This is a genomic window from Embleya sp. NBC_00888 (assembly GCF_045207655.1).
GTDB lineage: Bacteria > Actinomycetota > Actinomycetes > Streptomycetales > Streptomycetaceae > Embleya.
In genome coordinates this window covers 3,766,002-3,781,038 of the sequence record NZ_CP108784.1, presented here as the reverse complement: position 1 = coordinate 3,781,038, position 15,037 = coordinate 3,766,002, and the positions used below count along the sequence as shown (strand labels likewise).

Below are 15,037 nucleotides of genomic sequence, written 5' to 3'. Positions count from 1 at the left end.
CCCGGACCGGCCGTCCGGGACCCCCCAAATGCGGACAGCCGCGTATTCTCTGGCCAACTGCCGGCCGACGAGGGGGATGTCCTGTGAAACCGCTGGAGCCCGAGGATCCGCGGCGGATCGGCGGCTACCGGGTGCTCCGCGTGCTGGGGGCGGGCGGCATGGGTCGGGTCTATCTCGGCCGCAATCGGGGCGGGCGGATCGTCGCGATCAAGGTGGTTCGTGCCGAGTGGGCCGACGACCCCGGATTCCGCGAGCGGTTCCGCCGCGAGGTGGACGCGGCGCGGCGGGTCGGCGGCGCGTGGACCGCGCCGGTGCTGGACGCCGACACCGAGGCCGGCACGCCGTGGGTGGTCACCGGCTATGTGGCCGGACCCAGCGTGTACGAGGCGGTTGCCGGGCGCGGGCCGCTGCCCGAGGAGACCGTGCGCACTCTCGGCTCGGGCCTGGCCGAGGCGCTCGTCGCGGTGCACGGGGCGGGCCTGGTGCACCGGGACATCAAGCCGTCGAACGTGTTGTTGTCCCTGGACGGGCCGCGCGTGATCGACTTCGGCATCTCGCGCGCGATGGACGCGTCGGTGCTCACCCGCACCGGGCACACCGTCGGGTCGCCGGGCTTCATGTCGCCCGAGCAGGTCGACGGGCGCGACATCGGGCCGCCCAGCGACGTGTTCTCGCTCGGTTCGGTGCTGGTGTTCGCCGCGACCGGCGCGGGACCGTTCGGCGAGGGCAGCGGTCAGGCCCTGATGTACCGGATCGTCGCGCAGGAGCCGCGCCTGGACGAGATGCCGGCCGCGCTGCGGGAGATCGTCGCCGCGTGCATGACCAAGCACGCCGCGTCCCGACCGACCCCGGCGGAACTGCTCGCGGCGCTCGCGCCGGACGGTACGCGCGACCTGGTGGCCGGCAACTGGCTGCCGCCGGACCTGACCACCGCGCTGTCCCGGCGCGCGATCGAACTGCTCGAACTCGACGAGGACGGCGCGCCGGACGCGGGCACGTTCGTGGCCACCGGGAGCGGGGCGCCCACGGGGGACGACCGCCCACCGGAGACGGCGGCCTCGGCGACATACGCCGGGACGTACGCCGGGTCGGACGCCGCGTTCGCGAAGCCCGCGCAGACCTCGCCCGCGCATGCGCCGCCCTCGGACCTCGTGTTCCCGGGCTCGGCGGCCGCGGCGCCGCCGCCTTCGGGGCCGGCACCCGAGACGTACGTGCTGCGAGCGGCTTCGCAGCCCGCCGCACCGCCTCCGTGGTGGCGTCGGCCGTGGCTGATCACGCTCGTGGCCGTGCTGATCGCGGGCGCCGTGGTGCTGGCGCTGCCGCGGCTGTGGACCGGGGATGAGGACGACCCGTCCACCGCCCGGGAAGGTGCCGGCGGGTCCGGCACCTCGACCTCGCCGCCGACCGGCTCGGGCACGTTGCCGAGCGTCTACAAGGGCACCTGGTCCGGGACGATGACATCGCAGCTCGGCAGTGTGTCCACGGTCACCGTCACGCTGACGGGCGGGAAGGTGGGCGACAGGAAGGTGGGCGTCAGCAAGCTCACCGCGACCGGCCTGTTGGGCGAGCAGGCCGACTGCGAGTCCGACCTGGAGCTGCTCTCGGTCGGCGCGGACACCGGAGTCGAACTGACCAGTCACCTGACCCGCAACCAGGGCTGCGCGGACGGCCGGGTGATCCTCAAGGAGCAGAGCCCGACCACGCTCTCCTATGTCGCGCCGGCCAGTGTGGGGACCAGCGAGTCGCGGGGCACGCTGACCCGCAAGGCGGGATGAGCGCCCGAGCGGCCGGGAACCATCGCGCTCGGCCCATACGTCAAACTGAACACCTGTCGAATGCGGAACGGCCTGTCGGGTCGGTAAGGCCCGATCGAGTGGGGAATGGCGAGTTCGGACATGCGGCACAGCCCTGAGCACGCGGACGACGACGACCACGACGTCGAGCGGCTCGACGAGCGTTTTCGTGAACTCGTCGTCCGGATCGCCCCGCAGGTCCCGCTGCCGCCGGTCGCGGGCATCCGCAAGGCGGTCCGCCGTCGGCGCCTGCGCAACCGGGTCCTGATCGGCGCCGCCTCGCTCGCGGTGCTGGCGGGCGGGGTGACGCTGGTGAGCACCGGGTCGGACGACACCCGGCCCCGCAATCGGCAGGCCGCCGCGTCGCGGCCGGTGGCGAGCCCGGTGACCACGACGCAGACGGAGCTGAACGACGCCTTTTATCCGACCGCGCAGGAGTTCCCGGTGGTGGCCGGGGCGTACGAGAACTGGCGCGTGGTGGAGACCCGGCAGGCGATGGCCGACGAACTGGGCCCGTGCACCACCAAGACCATCTCCGGACTGGGCGCGGTGCAGACCCAGGAGCGGCTGTACCTGCACGACGGGCAGGGCGGCGGCCTGGTCCTCCTGGTCCGCTACCCCGACGAGCGCACCGCCGAGGTGGCGGCGAGCGACCTCACCGGCGGCCTGGCCGGCGCGTGTCCGACCAACCAGCCCAACCCGATGGCGGACGGCGCGCCCAGTATCAAGGCGCTGGGCCGGGACGGCAGCGTGTGGCGTACCCAGGGCCTGGTGAGCAGCCAGGACCAGTACGTGGACTGGGGCATCGTGCGCAGCGGTTCGGTGGTGGCGGTGGTTCACGTGACCGTCATCGGCCCGGACCGGGTCCCGCCCTCGGACGCGTTCCTCCGATTGGTCGACAGCCTCCGGGATCGACTGGGAAAGAACGGATCCGGACCCTGATGTTCCGAATTCGCGGCTTTCGCTCTCTCCCGTTCACCGGTCATATCCGGGCGGGTCGGGAATGCTGCGAACGGGTGAGCGACGGTGCAATCCGCCACCTGGCAATTCGCCAGGCGACGACGGCGGATTTCATACGGATGGGTGTGGCCGGATTTCACGTACGGCCGAGGTCGGGCGCTAAGCTATGCGCGCGCCCTCGAAGTCGGTCAACCCGCAGAGGTGTCGACCCTGCACGGAATCATCCGACCGGCGGCTTTCCTATTTCCATCGGCCCTATTCGGAGGCAAGTCATGGCGGAGTTCGATCCGCTGGGACGTGCGTGGCGCAAGAGCAGCGCGAGCGCAACGAGCAACTGCGTCGAGGCAAGGTTGGCCGACGAGGTCCAGGTCAGGGACTCGAAGTCGCCCGCGCCTCGCCTGGCCTTCGGGGCCCGGTCCTGGGGGACCTTCCTCGCCGAGGCCGGCCGCTCGTCGGTCTGAACTCCGAACGCCGCCGGCCGGCCGGGTTCGGCCCATCGCATTCGGTACGTCGGGCCCGGACATGCGAGGCGGCCTGCCTTACGGCAGGCCGCGAATGACATGGGCACAGGGCCCGGTGGGTTGGTATCCGTTACCCGATGAGAGTGAGCAGACCGGCGGCCCGGAGCGTGTAATAGAGCGCTCCTGCTGTCACCGCGGCCACGGCTACCAGCAGAAAGATCACGCGAAGCATCCTCTCGAAGTCGTCCTGCACGAGTTCACCCCCTTTCCCTAATCAGGCGTCCTTTCGTGGCGACGGTGTGTACCGTGCAGGGGCGGGGTGGACGGCGATTATGCCCTCATCTGTGATTGTGCATGGGGATGTCCGCTTCCGCCAGAGTGAGGCGATCCTGCTATGCGAGGGACGATGCAAAAAAGAACGAGTTGCCCCGAAAAGTCATGAAATCCGACTTCGGAACAACTCGTTCGAAGCTCCGCGGTGGCCGCCGCGAAACCGTGCTGCTCATCGACATCGAGCAACGGATACCTCTTGTCATTATGCGCAGGAACGCGCAATCAGCCAAGTGGCTCTTGGGATGTATTCAACTCGCATCCTGGCAGCGCGCGTGCAGGCAGCCGGCCTGCTGCCACTACGCCGTCCGCACATGGTCTACTCGCCGCCGGTGGGCGGGTGTCCCGCGGCGGGGGCGAAGCGTTCGAGGGCGCTGTCCAGCAGGGCCGGCGCCAGGTCGCGCGAGGCCAGTTGCTCGATGCCCCAGAACGTTTCCAGATAGGACAGCGGCGAGACGGCCGGCGGATCCTCCTGGTTGCCCTCGCGGATGATCATGTCGCCCGAGGGGTTCTCGATGAACAGCACCGCCTCGTCCTCGATGTCCGGGAACTCCAGGAGCTGGTAGGCGATCCGGGCCCGCGAGTACAGGCCGGCGGAGAACGGGATCACCCGCAGGGTGATGTTCGGCCACTCGCCGAAGTCGCGCATCCGCCGGATCTGGTTGCGCATCACCGCCGCGTTGCCCACGGTGCGGTGCATCACGCTCTCGTCCACGATGAAGTGCATGGCCGGGCCGTCCGGTCGGATCAGCCGCTCCTGCCGCTCCATCCGCAGCGCGACCAGGTCGTCCAGGCCGGGGGTGTCCGGCGGGGACATGATCCGCAGCACCTCGCGCGCGTACTCCTCGGTCTGTAACAGGCCGGGGACCAGGAGCGGTTCGAAGTTGCGGATGACGGTGGCCGAGGACTCGTAGCCGAGCAGCACCTTGAACTCGTTGGTGATGTGGTTGCGGTACTGGTACCACCAACTGCGCTGCTTCGAGGCCCTGGCCATGTCGATGTACTCGGCGACCCGGGCGGGCTCGACCACGCCGTAGTGCTGGAGCAGCGCCTTCAGGTCGGTGGTCGAGATGTTCACCTGGCCGGTCTCGATCCGGATCAGCTTCGAGAGCGACCAATCCATTTCCAGCGCCACGTCCCGCTGGATGTACCCGCACGCCTCGCGTGTCTGGCGAAGAAACGCTCGGAGCCTGCGCCCCTGGAACATCGGGTCCCGTGTCGGCATCGGCCGCCCCCCAAGGCTGTCGGCAGCGATCTCGCATCTAGCGAGGGCGCAAAACGGGTGGTGCACAAACGCCACCCGGAGAACAGCATCGCGTCGAATCGGCCGACCCGACAAGCCCCCTCGCTGATGTCCGACCGGCAGATCCGACGCCCCGTCAGGTGGCGGGGCGTCGGATCGGGACGCGCGGGGTCGATCGGTGTCCCTCGGGGTGCTCAGGTGTTCAGGGCATAGGATTCGGCGCCGTCCGGGCCGACCGAGTTGGCGCCCTGGAGGGTCACCCGCTGCATCGAGCGGCGCATGCCCGGCGGCACGTCCGTGGGCACCAGATGCACCGTTGCCCGGTTGTCCCAGAACGCGATGCTGCCCGGCTGCCAGCGGAATCGCACGCTGAACGCGGCGTCGGCGATGTGCGCGTAGAGCATCTCCAGGATGTGCGCGCCCTCCTGCCGGGTCAGTTCCAGGATGTGGCTGGTGAAGTTCGGGTTGACGAACAGCACCTTCTCGCCGGTCTCCGGGTGCACGCGCACCACCGGGTGCACGGCGCGCAGCCCGTCGCCGAGGAATCGCTTGGCGAGTGCGCCCGGCAGTTCGCCGCGCTTGATCGGCAGCGTGTTGTGGTGCACCGCGTGCAGCCCGTCGATCAAGTCCTTGAGCGGGTCGGACAGTTGCTCGTAGGCCAAAGCCAGGTTGGCCCACTGGGTGTCGCCGCCGTACGGCGGCACGATCACCCCACGCAGGATCGAGGCGGTCGGCGGGTTGGGGATGAAGGTCACGTCCGTGTGCCAGCGGCTCTCCACGAAGCCGCCCCCGGCGTCCTTGCCCAGTTGCTCGTTGTCGAGCAGCAGGATCTCCGGGTGTTCGGGGAAGGCGGCGGGCAACGTCGGGTGTCCCGGGGCGAGTTCGCCGAAGCGCAGGCCGAATGCCTTGTGCTGCTCCTGGGATATGTGCTGGTCGCGGAAGAACACCACCTTCCACTTCAACCAGATCGCGCGGATCTCGGCGACCGCCTCGTCGGTGAGCGGCTCGGTCAGGTCGACGCCGAAGATCTCGGCGCCGATGTTCCCGGCCAGCGGCCGGACTTCCAGACCGAGCGCGGCGGCCGCGGCGGGGGTGGGGTCCTCGTAGGTGGGCTGTTCGATGGTGCTCGTCATGGTCGAACCTCCGGATCGGAGCGAGGTCCCGGGTTGGGCGGGACCTGTGTGGATCGTTCGAGCGCGGCCTCGGTCCGGGCGGAGACCGGAGCCAGGAACAGGGCGACGGCGGTGTCGGTCAGGCCCGCCAGGAAGACCTCCCGGTCGGTGAGGGTGCGTCCGCCGGGGTGGTGCAGCGCCATCTCGCGGTCGGCGAGGGCGTGGGTGAGATACGACGACACCAGCACCCAGCGTTCGTTCCGCAAGCGCGCGGGGAACTCGGTGAGCAGGCCGAGCATGCGCTCGCGCACGGTGTAGACGCCGCGCGTCCACTCCTCCCGGGCCAGGTCGCGCACCGCGGTGCCCTCCAGGAAGGCGGCGTGGATGCTGAATCGCAGGTACCAACTGGGTTTCCCCACTTGGCCGAGGGTGTCGGCGAGCGGGTACAGGAACGCCTCGACCAGACCCCGGGCGTCGTGCCCGTGCCCGGCCCGGTCGAGTTCGTCGAGCATCGCCAGGCGCCGCGCGTTCACCGGCTCCATCCGGTGCCGGAAGACCGCGTCCACCAGGGTCTCCTTCGACCCGAAGTGGTAGCGCGCGGCGGCGGTGTTGCGCTGCCCGGCCTGGGCGCCGATCTCGCGCAGCGAGACCCCGTTGATGCCGCGCTCGGCGAACAGCCGTTCCGCGGCCTCGATCATCAAAAGGCGTGCGCCGGCACCGCGGTCCGACGCCGCAGCGCCGTGCGTCCCTGTCATGGATCGCACGTTAAACCGCTTGGGTTAATAACTCAAGTGGGTTAATCGAGGAGGAGTCGACTCCGGTGTGCCGGGTCCGGCCGCGTCACGAGTGCATCAGGCAGTACAACTGGTGCCCGGCGTGGTGCAGTTCGCGGGCGAACTTGGTCCAGTCGTGCAGCATCCGGTACAGCAGATAGGCGTCGCGCGGCACCCGCCGGTCCGGGAACGTCGACCAGATGAAGGCCGCCGCGCCCAGTTCCTCCTCGGTCGCGTTGCGCAGTACGTCCATCAGCATCGGCGGCAACTGCATCACCGCGTGCGCGGGATGCAGCACGACCAGCTCCAGCGGTGGCGTCGCGTCCTGCGGGGTGTCCCCCAGCAGCGACAGCACCATCGCGCTGACCGTCTCCGGCTTCACGAACGACACATAGGAATTGCTGGGACGTTCCACCGTGTCGGTCGGATCGATCAGCGGAGGCACCCGCGCCGCGGTCGCGCGATCGGGTGCGCCGAAGTACTCATATGTCACGCCCACGTGTGCACCTCCCGACCGAGGTCGGCTCCGTGACACGTGCGCACACCCGTGGCGCCCGACGCCATCGCTCCCTGCTCGCTTGTCTCGGTCTGGTCGGTGATCGAGGGGACTCGTTGAAGATCGTCGCAGGTCATCCGGGCATTCCGTACCGCGGTTGAGTAACAGGTGTGCACCACTCGGAACCGGTCCCGCCCCGGCATGCGTCAGGACTCCCGGCCAGGCGGCCCGCCCGAGAAAGTCTGCCCGAGCGACAGGTCGTTCAATGCCTTGACGAATACCGCCGTTCGTACCGAACCGGCCGAACGCGCGGTGATCTTCACCACGTTCGTCTCGACCACCTCGGCCCGCACGTCGGCCAGCACCGTGCTCCACGGCACCCCCTGCGCGGTTTTGCCGCCGCCGGTGAACACCGTGCGCAGCCGATCGGCCTCGGCCCGGGCGGCCGGCTCGGAACCGGTGGCCACACACATCACGTCGGTGCCCGGGACGCCCGCCTTGCCGGTCACCCCGACCGCGATCCTGGGCCCGTTCGCCCGCTCGCCACCGGCGACGCGATCGGTGATCACCGCGGCCAGCGGCTTGTCCAGGCAGTTCGCCAGCGCGCGCACGACGGGATCGGCGCCCAGCATCGTGCCGCCCCGGCCGAGGTCGGCGCCGCGCCCGGTGGAGCCGTAGCCGATCTGCTTGTCGGTGACCCGAATCACGTTGAAGTGGTTGATGCCCAGCGGAAGTTTCTGCGCCAGCGTGTCGTCCAGGCTCAATTCGTTGTCGGGACGCAGCCGCTGCACACTGGGCTCGGCCGGCTCCGGCTTGCCGCCCAGTTCCCGGAGCTTGCCGAGCACGGTGCCCTTGTCGAAGCCGCCGACGAACACCCCACCCTGGTAAGGCGGTCGGCCGGCGGACCAGGCCTCGTTCGCCTTGGTCGGGTCGAAGCCCAGCGCCGGCGCCACCTGATCGCGCATCGCGGCCAGGTCGGGGTAGCCCGTCCCGATCAGCGGTCCGTAGGGTCCGGCGAAGTCACCACCGCCGTTGGCCTTGGTGATCGCGGCCGTGTCGCCGTACTCGAACCAGCCCCGGGTGGATTCGTCGTCGCGCACCCGATCCAGCGCGCCGCGCAGCCCGGTCCTGCCGTCGTCGTCCGAGTCCCCGCCGCCGCACGCGGCCGTCCCGGCCAGCGTCAACAGCGTCGCCAGCACCGGTCCGAGACCGCCGGCTATCCGGTGGTGTCGCCCGGACCGCCCACCCCGACGTGTTCTCGCCGCCACGCGCGCACCCCGATCGTCGTGCTGCACCCCGCCGGACATGCCTCACCCGTGGGCACGGGTCCGGGTCGCCCGATCATACTGCTCCCCGCCCCCGGTTTCGGTTGGCGGATCCCCGGGAACCAACGCGAATCCGCGCACACCCTCCCCGGCGCCCATGCGGTTGGTCCACCCGTCGGGCGAGCCGCGGGCGACGGGTGTGCCCGGTTTGTTTGAGAGCATGACCGGGTGAGCTCTGTCAACGAGAACCCCGCACCCGCCTCCGCCGCCCTGTTCGCGCGTGCGAGGGCCGTCACCCCCGGCGGGGTCAACTCGCCGGTGCGCGCCTTCCGCGCGGTCGGCGGCACGCCGCGCTTCATGGTCTCGGGCCGAGGCCCCTACCTGACCGACGCGGACGGCCGTGAATACGTGGACCTGGTGTGCTCCTGGGGCCCGATGATCCTCGGCCACGCGCACCCCGCCGTGCAGGAGGCCGTCCGCGAGGCGGTCGCGCGCGGCACCTCCTTCGGCACACCCGGCGCCGGCGAGGTGGAACTCGCCGAGGAGATCGTCTCCCGGGTCGCCCCGGTCGAACAGGTCCGCCTGGTCAGCTCCGGCACCGAGGCCACCATGTCCGCGATCCGGCTCGCGCGCGGCTTCACCGGCCGGGCCAAGGTGGTGAAGTTCGCCGGGTGTTACCACGGTCACGTGGACGCGCTGCTGGCCGCCGCCGGCTCCGGCCTGGCCACCTTCGCGCTGCCGGACACGCCCGGGGTCACCGGGGCTTCGGCCGCCGACACGATCGTGCTGCCGTACAACGACCTGTCCGCCGTCGAGTCGGCGTTCGCCGTCCACGGCGACGACATCGCGTGTGTGATCACCGAGGCCGCGCCGGGCAACATGGGCGTGATCACCCCGCGTCCGGGCTTCAACGCGGGCGTCAAGGCCCTGTGCGAGCGGCACGGCGCGCTGTTCGTCTCGGACGAGGTGATGACCGGCTTCCGGGTGTCCAAGGCGGGCTGGTTCGGCATCGAGGGCGTGGTTCCCGACCTGCTCACCTTCGGCAAGGTGATGGGCGGTGGCTTCCCGGCCGCCGCGTTCGGCGGGCGCTCGGACGTGATGTCGCACCTGGCCCCGCTCGGCCCGGTCTACCAGGCCGGCACGCTGTCCGGGAACCCGGTGGCCACCGCGGCCGGCGTCACCACCCTGCGGTACTGCACCGACGCGGTGTACAAGCACCTGGACGCGGTCTCCCTCGCGGTGCGCACCGAGGTGTCGGCCGCCCTGGCCAAGGAGGGCGTCGCGCACACGGTGTCCACGGCCGGGAACATGTTCTCGGTCTTCTTCACCGATCGCCCGGTGCACGACTACGACCAGGCCCGCACGCAGGAGGCGTTCCGCTTCTCCGCGTTCTTCCACGCGATGCTGGACGCCGGCGTGTACCTGCCGCCGAGCGCGTTCGAGGCGTGGTTCCTGTCCGCGGCCCACGACGACGCGGCCGTGAACCGTATCCTCGACGCGCTGCCGGCCGCAGCCCGCGCCGCAGCGAGTGCCCAGGAGAACTGACGATGGCTCAGAAGCCGCAGACCAACCGCGACGTGACGATCGTCCACCTCATGCGCCACGGCGAGGTGCACAATCCGCACGGCATCCTGTACGGCCGCCTGCCCGACTACCACCTGTCGGAGTTGGGCAACAAGATGGCCGAGCGGGTCGCCGACCACCTCGCCGAGCGCGACATCACGCACGTGGTGTCCTCGCCGCTGGAGCGCGCCCAGGAGACCGCCGCGCCGATCGCCGGTCGACACGGTCTGGAGATCGCCACCGACGATCGACTGATCGAGGCGGAGAACATCTTCCAGGGCAAGACCTTCGGGGTCGGCGACGGTTCCCTGAAGAACCCGACGCACTGGAAGCACCTCACCAACCCCTTCAAGCCCTCGTGGGGCGAGCCGTACATCGAGCAGGTGGTGCGGATGATGGGCGCGCTCGGCGCGGCCCGGGACGCCGCGCGCGGGCACGAGGCGGTGTGCGTGAGCCACCAGTTGCCGATCTGGGTGACCCGCTCCTTCGTCGAGCGGCGGCGGTTGTGGCACGACCCGCGCAACCGGCAGTGCTCGCTCGCGTCGCTCACCACGTTCACCTACGAGGGGGACAAGATCGTCTCCGTCGGCTACAGCGAACCGGCTCGGGAGCTGCTGCCGGCGAAGCTCGCGGGCAAGACGCAGAACAAGAGCTTCGGGGCGTGACGCGAAGCCGCGACTTCGGGGGATGACGCGAAGGCGCGGCTTCGGGGCGTGACGAAGAACCGAAGATTCGGGGCATAGTGCCCTATTTATTTAGGACGAATCGGGATGAACTGAAGCAGTGTCGGCGGCACGACGGACCCCGCGTGGAGCGGTCGCGGAGGCATGCGAAACTTTTCACATGCTCACACGCCGCCTGCCTCGTCGTGCCGCGCTGCTCACCGCCGCGGCCCTGCTCGCACTCACCGGCTGCGGCGGGATGAGTGCCGGCGGCAAGAGCAGCGGCGACGGCAAGGGCTATGTCGACAGCGACAACAGCGGCATCGTGCGGGCCAAGGCGGGCGACCGTACCGCGGCTCCGAAGGTCTCCGGCAAGACGCTGGAGGGCAAGGACATCAGCCTCGCCGAGTTCAGGGGCAAGGTCGTGGTGCTGAACGTGTGGGGCTCGTGGTGCCCGCCGTGCCGGGCCGAGGCCGCCGACTTCCAGCAGGCACACACCGAGACCGCGGACAAGGGTGTGCAGTTCCTGGGGATCAACACCCGCGACGCCACCCAGGACAACGCGATCGCGTTCACCAACAGCAAGGGCATCACCTACCCGAGCCTGTGGGACCCGGACGCGCGCGAGATCCTCAAGTTCACCGGCAACCTGAACCCCAACGCGATCCCCAGCACGCTGATCATCGACCGTGAGGGTCGGATCGCGGCCCGGGTGTTGCGGGCGGTCACCATCGAGGAACTGCGCTCGATGATCGACCCGGTGCTGAACGAGCCCGTGCCGAACGAGAAGGCCTGATCGAGGTGCTCGTCGCAGCCGAGGGGATGAACAACACGGTCTACACGGGGTCGTTGTTCGCGGCCCTGCCGATCGCCCTGCTCGCGGGGCTGATCTCGTTCTTCTCGCCGTGCGTGTTGCCGTTGGTCCCCGGCTACGTCAGCTACGTCACCGGGGTGTCCGGGGCGGATCTGAAGGACGCCCGGCGCGGTCGGCTCTTCCTGGGCACGCTGCTGTTCGTGCTCGGCTTCACCGCCGTGTTCGTCTCCATGGGCGCGGCGTTCGGCTACTTCGGCAAGACACTCCTGGCGCACCAGGCGACCATCACCAAGGTCTTCGGCGCGGTCACCATCGTGCTCGGGCTGTCCTTCATGGGCGTGCTCCCGGGCATGCAGCGCGAGTTCCGGGTGCACAAGCGGCCGGCCATAGGGCTGGTCGGCGCGCCGCTGCTGGGCATGGTGTTCGGGCTCGGCTGGACGCCGTGCATCGGCCCGACCCTGACCGCGGTGCTGAACCTGTCCGTGAGCGAGGCGAGCGCCAATCGCGGCGCGCTGCTCACCGTGGCCTACTGCCTGGGTCTGGGCGTGCCCTTCCTGGTCACCGCGCTCGCGTTCCGCAAGGCGCTCGGTGCGTTCGGGTGGGTCAAGAAGCACTACGTCTGGGTGATGCGCCTGGGCGGCGGCATGCTCGTGCTGCTCGGCGTACTGATGCTCACCGGCGCGTGGGACCAGATGATGCGTGAGATGCAGTCCTGGGCCGGGCAATACACGATCGGATTCTGATGAGCCTGGAGACTCGAACCGACGACGACCTCGCACGCGACGACGACCTCGAAGGGATCGCGAAGCCCGAGGCCAGGGCCGATGCCGGGATGTCGACCGCGCCCGCGCAGGACGACGGCGACGAGGAGATCCGCCAACCGCAGTTGGGCGTGCTCGGCTGGCTGCGCTGGCTCTGGCGGCAGCTGACCTCGATGCGGGTCGCGCTGATCCTGCTGTTCCTGTTGTCGGTCGCGGCCACGCCGCCGACGCTGATCCCGCAGCGGCCGGTCAGCCCGATCAAGGTCAGCCAGTACTTCCGGGACCATCCCGACCGGGCGAAGATCATGGACAAGTTCCAACTCTTCGACGTGTTCGCGTCGTGGTGGTTCGCCTCGATCTACATCCTGCTGTTCGTCTCGCTCGCGGGCTGCATCGTGCCGCGCTGCTGGGCGCACGCCAAGACGTTGCGGGCCAAGCCGCCACAGGCGCCGAGCAACTTCACCCGGCTGCCCGCGCACGCGCGCTGGGAGACCTCGGCGGACCCGGACGCGGTGCTCGCCGCGGCGCGCGTCGCGCTCAAAAAGCGCCGTTTCCGGCTGAACCCGAGCACCGACTCGATCGCGGCGGAGAAGGGCTACGCCCGGGAGAGCGGCAACCTGCTGTTCCACATCGCGCTGTTCGGCATCCTGGTCGCGTTCGCCCTGGGCAGCCTGTACAGCGTCAAGGGCGGCAAGATCGTGGTCGAGGGCGGCAGCTTCGCGAACGTGCTCACCCAGTACGACGACCGCCAGTTCGGCGCGCTCGTGGACGCGGACAACCTGGAGCCGTTCGGATTCCGGCTCAAGTCGGTCGAGCAGAGGTTCCAGCCGACCGGCGCCAAGCGCGGCGAGCCCAGGTCGTTCACCGCGAACATCGAGTCCTGGTACGGGCACGAGGGCAAGGACAAGGCCGGGAAGATCAAGGTCAACCACCCGTTGGAGGTGGGCGACACCAAGGTGTTCATGATCGCCACCGGCTACGCGCCGGAGGTGACCGTACGCGACGCCAAGGGCAAGATCGCCTACAAGGGCCCCACCGTGTTCCTGCCCCAGGACGGCAACCGCACCTCGACCGGCGTGATCAAGGTCCCCGACGTCAGCCCCGGGCTCAAACAACTGGGCTTCGACGGGCAGTTCCTGCCGAGCGCGCCGGTGGACCAGGACGGCAACCTGCTGGTCGACCCCAAGCGCGGTCCGATCTCGGTGTTCCCCTCGCTGCTCAACCCCCGGCTGCTGATCAGCGGTTACGAGGGTGACCTGGGCATGGACTCGGGCGTCCCGCAGAACATCTACGCGCTCAAGGCCGACAAGATGTCGAAGTTCATGAACGGCGCCGACGTGTGGCGCCAGGCGCTCAAGGTCGGGGAGACCCGGGAACTGCCCAACGGCGCCGGCACCATCACCTTCGACGGCGTCAAGACCTGGGCCAACTTCCAGGTCGCCAGCGAGCCCGGCAAGGGGCTCGCGCTCTTCAGCGTGGTGGCCGCGATCGTCGGCCTCGTGCTGTCACTGTTCGTTCGCCGCCGCCGGATGTGGGTGCGCGCGGTGGAGGGCCCCGACGGCCACACGGTCGTCGAGGTCGGCGGGCTCGCCCGCACCGAGGGTGGGGGCCTCGGCGATGAGGTACAGGAGTTCGTGGACGCGTTGCGCGAGGCCGCGCCGGCGAACTCACCCGGCACCAAGGTCAAGGAGTGAGCGTGGGCGTCAACGAGAACCTCGCCCAATTCAGCAATGTGCTGATGTATTCGGCGATCGCCGTCTACCTGATGGCGTTCTTCGCCTATTGCATGGAATGGACCTTCGGCAGCAGCGGTGCGGTGGCCAAACGCTCGGCCGACCTGTCGGTCGAGGTCTTGGAGCCCGCGGCGAACGCCGGTGCGGCCGGCGGAGTCGCGCTGGCCGAGCGGCCGGTCGTGGTACTGCGCGAGGGCGGGCACGACGGTGCCGGCGCCGACGACCAGGGCAACGTGGCCGGCGGCGACGAACGCGCGGACCGGATCGGCCGGGTCGCGGTCTCGCTGACCGTGCTCGGCTTCCTGCTGCACGCCGGTTCCGTGCTCACGCGCGGCATCTCGGTCGAGCGGGCGCCGTGGGGCAACATGTACGAGTTCTCCACCTCGGTCTCGCTGGTGGTGGTCGCGGCCTTCCTGGTGCTGTTGTGGAAGTACCCGGTGCGCTGGCTGGGCCTGTTCGTCACGCTGCCGGTGCTCACCACGCTCGGCGTCGCGGTGACGGTCCTGTACACCGACTCCGAGCAACTGGTCCCGGCGCTCGACTCGTACTGGCTGTGGATCCACGTCGCGTCCGCGATCGTCTCGTTCGGAGCCTTCCACATCGGCGCGCTCGCCTCGATCCTGTTCCTGTTCCGGCAGAGGTACGAGGGCAGGATCGCCCGCGGCGACAAGCTCGGCCGCTTCGACGAGAAGCTGGCCCGGCTGCCGAGCGCGGCGTCCCTGGACAAGACCGCCTACCGCGTCAACGCGATCATCTTCCCGCTGTGGACCTTCGCCATCGTCTGCGGCGCGATCTGGGCGGAGAACGCGTGGGGCCGCTACTGGGGTTGGGACCCCAAGGAGGTCTGGTCCTTCATCACCTGGGTCGCCTACGCGGCCTACCTGCACGCCCGCGCCACGGCCGGCTGGAAGGGCACCAAGGCCGCGGTCGTCTCCCTCGTCGCCTTCGCCTGCTTCCTGTTCAACTACTACGGCGTCAACATCTTCGTGAACGGCCTGCACTCGTACGCGGGCGTCTGAGCCGCGGCTCCGTCGCATCGAACGGGTCTGCCCCGTCGCCCTCGCAAGGGCG

General features: G+C 69.7%; 14 protein-coding genes. 9 read left to right on the top strand and 5 right to left on the bottom strand.

The features are described 5' to 3' along the window. The first annotated feature begins 83 nt into the window (after positions 1-83). The 3 genes from OG948_RS15600 (at position 84) to OG948_RS15590 (ending at position 3,214) form a co-directional block, all read left to right on the top strand. The gene (locus tag OG948_RS15600) at positions 84-1,775 is read left to right on the top strand and encodes a serine/threonine-protein kinase (RefSeq protein WP_406297112.1); all 1,692 of its coding nucleotides are present in this window, start codon (positions 84-86) and stop codon (positions 1,773-1,775) included. 120 nt (positions 1,776-1,895) lie between these two features. Then, positions 1,896-2,735 carry a hypothetical protein gene (locus OG948_RS15595; protein ID WP_406297110.1) on the top strand — a complete coding sequence of 280 codons (840 nt, stop codon included), beginning with the start codon at positions 1,896-1,898 and terminating at the stop codon, positions 2,733-2,735. Between the two features lie 290 nt (positions 2,736-3,025). Next, a complete protein-coding gene (locus OG948_RS15590) occupies positions 3,026-3,214 on the top strand; it encodes a DUF397 domain-containing protein (RefSeq protein WP_406297108.1) in 189 nt (62 codons plus the stop codon). A gap of 649 nt (positions 3,215-3,863) precedes the next feature. Here OG948_RS15590 and OG948_RS15585 read toward each other — a convergent pair. The 5 genes from OG948_RS15585 to OG948_RS15565 all read right to left on the bottom strand — a co-directional run bounded on the left by OG948_RS15585 (position 3,864) and on the right by OG948_RS15565 (position 8,367). Next, entirely contained in the window at positions 3,864-4,751 is an 888-nt protein-coding gene (locus OG948_RS15585; protein ID WP_406300266.1) for a helix-turn-helix domain-containing protein, read from the bottom strand. A gap of 230 nt (positions 4,752-4,981) precedes the next feature. After that, the gene (locus tag OG948_RS15580; RefSeq protein WP_406297107.1) at positions 4,982-5,920 is read right to left on the bottom strand and encodes a TauD/TfdA dioxygenase family protein; all 939 of its coding nucleotides are present in this window, start codon (positions 5,918-5,920) and stop codon (positions 4,982-4,984) included. Further along, on the bottom strand, positions 5,917-6,654 hold the full coding sequence (locus OG948_RS15575; protein ID WP_406297105.1) for a TetR family transcriptional regulator: 738 nt from the start codon (positions 6,652-6,654) through the stop codon (positions 5,917-5,919). Before OG948_RS15575 ends, OG948_RS15580 begins: the two co-directional genes overlap by 4 nt. An 85-nt stretch (positions 6,655-6,739) precedes the next feature. After that, positions 6,740-7,171 (bottom strand): hypothetical protein, encoded by a 432-nt coding sequence (locus OG948_RS15570; protein WP_020556484.1) that lies wholly within the window; start codon positions 7,169-7,171, stop codon positions 6,740-6,742. A 203-nt stretch (positions 7,172-7,374) separates the two neighbouring features. Next, a complete protein-coding gene (locus OG948_RS15565) occupies positions 7,375-8,367 on the bottom strand; it encodes a hypothetical protein (protein WP_406297103.1) in 993 nt (330 codons plus the stop codon). Between the two features lie 294 nt (positions 8,368-8,661). Here OG948_RS15565 and hemL point away from each other — a divergent pair, with 294 nt between their 5' ends. From hemL to ccsB, 6 genes are all read left to right on the top strand, one after another. After that, positions 8,662-9,978: a glutamate-1-semialdehyde 2,1-aminomutase gene (gene hemL / locus OG948_RS15560; protein WP_406297101.1), complete on the top strand. Its 1,317-nt coding sequence runs from the start codon at positions 8,662-8,664 to the stop codon at positions 9,976-9,978. A 2-nt stretch (positions 9,979-9,980) separates the two neighbouring features. Next, positions 9,981-10,661 carry a histidine phosphatase family protein gene (locus tag OG948_RS15555; RefSeq protein WP_406297099.1) on the top strand — a complete coding sequence of 227 codons (681 nt, stop codon included), beginning with the start codon at positions 9,981-9,983 and terminating at the stop codon, positions 10,659-10,661. 178 nt (positions 10,662-10,839) lie between these two features. Further along, positions 10,840-11,454, top strand: coding sequence for a TlpA family protein disulfide reductase (locus tag OG948_RS15550; RefSeq protein ID WP_406297097.1), 615 nt, complete (start codon positions 10,840-10,842; stop codon positions 11,452-11,454). A gap of 26 nt (positions 11,455-11,480) precedes the next feature. Further along, positions 11,481-12,215 carry a cytochrome c biogenesis CcdA family protein gene (locus OG948_RS15545; RefSeq protein WP_395873385.1) on the top strand — a complete coding sequence of 245 codons (735 nt, stop codon included), beginning with the start codon at positions 11,481-11,483 and terminating at the stop codon, positions 12,213-12,215. After that, positions 12,215-13,927: a cytochrome c biogenesis protein ResB gene (locus OG948_RS15540; RefSeq protein ID WP_406297095.1), complete on the top strand. Its 1,713-nt coding sequence runs from the start codon at positions 12,215-12,217 to the stop codon at positions 13,925-13,927. Before OG948_RS15545 ends, OG948_RS15540 begins: the two co-directional genes overlap by 1 nt. A gap of 44 nt (positions 13,928-13,971) precedes the next feature. Then, on the top strand, positions 13,972-14,985 hold the full coding sequence (gene ccsB / locus OG948_RS15535; RefSeq protein ID WP_406300265.1) for a c-type cytochrome biogenesis protein CcsB: 1,014 nt from the start codon (positions 13,972-13,974) through the stop codon (positions 14,983-14,985). Positions 14,986-15,037 lie beyond the last annotated feature (52 nt).

Coding starts and splice junctions, on each gene's coding strand:
- OG948_RS15540 (WP_406297095.1), top strand. CDS start 12,215: ATGAGCCTGGAGACTCGAACCGACGACGACCTCGCACGCGACGACGAC.
- OG948_RS15580 (WP_406297107.1), bottom strand. CDS start 5,920: ATGACGAGCACCATCGAACAGCCCACCTACGAGGACCCCACCCCCGCC.
- OG948_RS15545 (WP_395873385.1), top strand. CDS start 11,481: ATGAACAACACGGTCTACACGGGGTCGTTGTTCGCGGCCCTGCCGATC.
- OG948_RS15575 (WP_406297105.1), bottom strand. CDS start 6,654: ATGACAGGGACGCACGGCGCTGCGGCGTCGGACCGCGGTGCCGGCGCA.
- OG948_RS15595 (WP_406297110.1), top strand. CDS start 1,896: ATGCGGCACAGCCCTGAGCACGCGGACGACGACGACCACGACGTCGAG.
- OG948_RS15590 (WP_406297108.1), top strand. CDS start 3,026: ATGGCGGAGTTCGATCCGCTGGGACGTGCGTGGCGCAAGAGCAGCGCG.
- OG948_RS15585 (WP_406300266.1), bottom strand. CDS start 4,751: ATGTTCCAGGGGCGCAGGCTCCGAGCGTTTCTTCGCCAGACACGCGAG.
- OG948_RS15550 (WP_406297097.1), top strand. CDS start 10,840: ATGCTCACACGCCGCCTGCCTCGTCGTGCCGCGCTGCTCACCGCCGCG.
- OG948_RS15555 (WP_406297099.1), top strand. CDS start 9,981: ATGGCTCAGAAGCCGCAGACCAACCGCGACGTGACGATCGTCCACCTC.
- ccsB (WP_406300265.1), top strand. CDS start 13,972: ATGTATTCGGCGATCGCCGTCTACCTGATGGCGTTCTTCGCCTATTGC.